General features: G+C 59.9%; 4 protein-coding genes and 1 tRNA gene. 4 read left to right on the top strand and 1 reads right to left on the bottom strand.

The features are described 5' to 3' along the window. The 3 genes from virB10 to EOA75_RS34280 all read left to right on the top strand — a co-directional run. A partial coding sequence (gene virB10, locus EOA75_RS30110; RefSeq protein WP_164747670.1) for a type IV secretion system protein VirB10 occupies positions 1-782 on the top strand: 782 nt, incomplete at its 5' end. Positions 783-793: 11 nt separating this feature from the next. After that, positions 794-1,780: a P-type DNA transfer ATPase VirB11 gene (gene virB11, locus EOA75_RS30105; RefSeq protein ID WP_127325856.1), complete on the top strand. Its 987-nt coding sequence runs from the start codon at positions 794-796 to the stop codon at positions 1,778-1,780. Further along, positions 1,739-1,833: transfer RNA gene (locus EOA75_RS34280), tRNA-Arg, on the top strand. The genes virB11 and EOA75_RS34280 overlap by 42 nt, the downstream gene beginning before the upstream one ends. Positions 1,834-2,998: 1,165 nt before the next feature. On the opposite strand, the gene EOA75_RS34275 is transcribed toward EOA75_RS34280, so the two are convergent. Next, complete coding sequence (locus EOA75_RS34275; protein ID WP_164747669.1) at positions 2,999-3,223, bottom strand: hypothetical protein; 225 nt, start codon at positions 3,221-3,223, stop codon at positions 2,999-3,001. 114 nt (positions 3,224-3,337) lie between these two features. On the opposite strand from EOA75_RS34275, the gene EOA75_RS30095 reads away from it, so the two are divergent. Continuing rightward, positions 3,338-3,556 carry a hypothetical protein gene (locus EOA75_RS30095; RefSeq protein WP_127325854.1) on the top strand — a complete coding sequence of 73 codons (219 nt, stop codon included), beginning with the start codon at positions 3,338-3,340 and terminating at the stop codon, positions 3,554-3,556. The last annotated feature ends 343 nt before the right edge of the window (positions 3,557-3,899 follow it).

Here is a 3,899-nt window from a genome sequence, read left to right as displayed (position 1 = left end):
GCGCCGCCACATCGGCGGAGGGCAACTGCCTGCCGCTCGGCGGAAACATGATGGGACAGAACGCGGTCAACACTGACGAACAGCGGTTTGACGGCCTGCTGCGGCCGACCCGGCTCGAGGGCTCGCGCGCCGGCACGCTCGGCAACCGGAATTACATCGTCGCCATGGGGACCTCGATACCTTGCGTCCTGGAGACCGCCATGGCGTCGGATCAGCCTGGTTTCGCAAGCTGTGTGATCAACCGCGACGTCCTCTCGGACAATGGACGGGTCGTGCTGATGGAGAAAGGCACCCAAGTCGTCGGCGAATACCGTGGTGGCCTTCAGCGCGGGCAGAAACGTCTCTTCGTTCTTTGGAATCGGGCAAAGACCCCAAAAGGCGTGATCGTCACACTCGCATCGCCGGCGACGGACGCGCTCGGCCGCGCCGGCGTCGACGGCCACGTCGACACCCATTGGTGGGAGCGGTTCGGCAGCGCACTGCTTCTTTCGGTCGTCGGTGATGCGACCAGCTACGCCAGCAGCCGCCTGCAAGACAGTGATGTGGACGCTCAAGATACGGCGAGCGCAGGCCAGCAGGCCGCGGCCATTGCCGTCGAGCAGTCGATCAACATTCCACCAACACTCAACAAGCACCAAGGCGAACTCGTCTCGATTTTCGTGGCGCGCGATCTCGACTTTTCCCGGGTCTACAGTCTTCGGATAACGGAGCCCCGGAACCGCATCTTCGACCGCGCGGTGCTCGGCGACTTCAGTCCGCGGACGACGCTCGTGACGAAGTAGGGCAGGGGGCTATGGCCGAGGGAACCGACGCGGCAGTCGTTCGCGAGCTCCTCTCACCATTGGCGCCCTTCCTGACCAATGGGTCTCTCTACGAGGTGATCGTGAATCGGCCTGGTCAGATGCTGACGGAGGGTACCGATGGATGGCGCACCCATGACATGCCGGAATTGACCTTCGAGAAGCTGATGCGTCTAGCCCGCGCGGTGGCGACTTTCTCCAATCAGGCGATCGACGAGAGGCGACCAATCCTCTCCGCGACGCTTCCTGGCGACGAGCGCATCCAGATCGTCATCCCGCCAGCGACTACGAAAGAGACGGTGAGCCTCACAATCCGAAAACCCTCGTCATTGAACCTTACTCTCGATGATCTGGAAGGAAGTGGGTTCTTCAGCGAAGTCAAGGCCACGGGGCAGGGAGACGCCGCAAGCGACCAGAGGCTGAAAGCCCTTTATGAGGAAGGCCGCTACAAAGACTTCCTGCGCGAGGCGGTGATAGCGAGGAAAAACATCATCATCTCGGGGGCGACAGGGTCGGCAAAGACGACGCTGTCAAAAGCGTTGATCCGGCACATTCCCGAGCAAGAGCGCATTATCTCCATCGAGGACACACCTGAACTGGTCATCCCGCAGCATAACCACGTTCGCCTCTTTTACTCCAAAGGAGGGCAGGGGCTGTCGCTAGCCGGACCGAAAGAACTGCTCGAAGCATGCCTTCGCATGCGCCCGGATCGAATCCTGCTTCAGGAACTCCGCGACGGAAGCGCGTTCTATTACATCCGAAACGTGAACTCCGGCCACCCAGGGTCGATCACGACCGTGCACGCCCACTCGGCGAAGCTGGCCATCGAACAATCGGCTCTGTTGATCAAGGAATCCGAGGGTGGCCGCAACCTTGAGCAGGACGACATCCGCAGCCTTCTCAGGCTGTCCGTCGACATTATCGTCCAGTGCAAGCGTGTAGGCGAACGGTTCCGTGTGACTGAAATACAGACGATATGACCATTGTCCTCCGAAGGCAGAGGTCACAAGTTCGAATCTTGTCGGGTGCGCCACTGGTCCCACACGAATTTCCCATGTTCAAGAGGCCAAGGCGTCCAAACCAGCGCAGCCTGTGCCTAGCGCCTTCGCCGACGATGTCGAGTGGGTGCGGCCTGGCATTACCGGCCGGGTGAAGTTCCTGCGGCGAGCACACGCTACGGCATGCGACCCTGCAGGACTTCGAAGAAGGAACGGGCAAATAAGTTCATCAAGCAGATGCTAATGGAACCTTTTACCTGTCACTTGGTTTGGGCGTCACGGCGAGTGTTCTGGCGGCTGTTATGGCTGGGCCGCAAGCTACACCGCGTGGGAAAGCGCCTCCCCTCGGAGCCCGTTCGACTGCCAGGCCGAGCGGGCTCTCCTTATGCCCGAGAACAGATGCCCGTCATCCCACGCAAAGGATGGCGGGCACTCTCTCGCTGCCGGCAAGGAAGGGACTCACGCTCGCCGGCATCGACCAACTAAGCACTGGGCGGTTTGTTTCAGCATCGAGACCAGTTCCCTGTGCGACTTCAGTCGCATCGGCGGAAGGGAACAATTCCATCAACCATCCCGTTGGGTGTCGCGGCGTGGCCCCGGCCAAGGTTCACTGCGCCGTGCGGGGGCATTCGCCCCGGAGCCCGTTCGACTCCCTCAGGCGAGCGGGCTCTTGCCTGTCCAGCAATCATGTCTTCACAAGCCCATTTGCTAAAATGGGAACTGAACCCGAGGCGGCTATGTCCAATGACCCTGTCAATCTCTTCCTGCGCACACCCCAATCTAACAACGACTTTGGGCTGATCGCCAAGACAAGGGAAGCCATCGACCGTTCCCGTCAAAAAATTGCGTGAAACCAGGCCGTTGGTTGACCCGCACCGGTTAAGCCCCCTTATCACCCGGAAAGCGGTCTCAATAACTGACACCAGGGATGGATGGCGCGTCGTGGTAGAGGAAGCCGGTATAGGCACCATCACTCGTTCCTTCAGGGATCGCTGCCTTCAACTTTGCCCAATGTCAGATCATGCGGCTCGGTCTCGACACGATCACCGAGGTCTAAGGGAGTTCCTGTTGGAATATTCCAGGTGGACGTCCGATTCGGTGACACGGCGCGATCGTAAAAAAGTTCCGCTGCGGCGCTCGGCCTTCCCCTGGACCTCGTCCGACATCCCCTCAGGCGCACGAGGCCAAAAAATTAATGCTTTAGCGGGGAACCACCATCAAATGGTAATCGTTGTTGGCCTTTTTGGAGCGCCAACGATGGTAGACGACGGTCAGCACCCGACAGAGGACAGCCTGCTCCAAAGGCTTGTCCGAGAGATCGGCATAACCGAGTTGCAGGCCCGAGAACTCATTGCCATGCTCGGCCCGAGCTGGAACTCGCTCGTTCGCGAAGCCAAAATGCTGAAGCGAAATCGACCGCATCATAATTGAAGGCGCGCACGTCCACCGAATGCGGCCGATGCCCGGCCCTGTGTCCTCTTCCAGTTCGTCGCTGCTGATGCCGATGGGAACGTCACGCCTGCCCCGCCGTTCTGGCTAATGACGCTTGCTGATGACATCGAGATGGTGCGAGGGCACGTCAGCCTCGGCAGACGGCACGTTGCCCTGCAACGAGAGCGGATAGTCGAACTACATCGCCTCGAAATGCCGACTGCCAAGGCGCTTGAATTCCTGGACCTTCTTGAAAGCATGCAAGAGCTTCACGAACTGCATCTATCGCGCTTGCTGGAAAAGGCAGCGCGGCACGATGCAGCCTAGATATCGGGGGCCGGGGGTATCGAGGGGACCATGGGCGCACAGGCCGAGCCTTTGCCCCGTTGGCAGAGGGGCAGGTCTGGATCGCCACCGTTCGGCGACTGACATCAGAACCTTAGGCGTAACTAATAAAAGCCCGCCGCAGCTAATGAGCGTAAGCGACGGGCCTTAGGTTGCCACTGAGACGGCTACATTCCCGAAGGAACCGACCGACTTCTTGTTAATCACTGACCCGTGAATTCGTTCCACAATGGGACGCCTGGAGCCCTGACGGACCTGTGCGGGGTCTTTTGATGCCGAATAACTTGGCGCGCAGCCGGTAGATCAACGGCCGCACATGGGGCCC

The organism is Mesorhizobium sp. M1A.F.Ca.IN.022.07.1.1 (assembly GCF_003997575.1).
Taxonomy (GTDB): domain Bacteria; phylum Pseudomonadota; class Alphaproteobacteria; order Rhizobiales; family Rhizobiaceae; genus Mesorhizobium.
This window is presented reverse-complemented; position numbering and strand designations above follow the sequence as displayed.

Bases quoted from the DNA above. Each gene is read 5' to 3' on its own strand.
- EOA75_RS34275 (WP_164747669.1), bottom strand. From the start codon at position 3,223: ATGATGCGGTCGATTTCGCTTCAGCATTTTGGCTTCGCGAACGAGCGA.
- virB11 (WP_127325856.1), top strand. From the start codon at position 794: ATGGCCGAGGGAACCGACGCGGCAGTCGTTCGCGAGCTCCTCTCACCA.
- EOA75_RS30095 (WP_127325854.1), top strand. From the start codon at position 3,338: ATGACGCTTGCTGATGACATCGAGATGGTGCGAGGGCACGTCAGCCTC.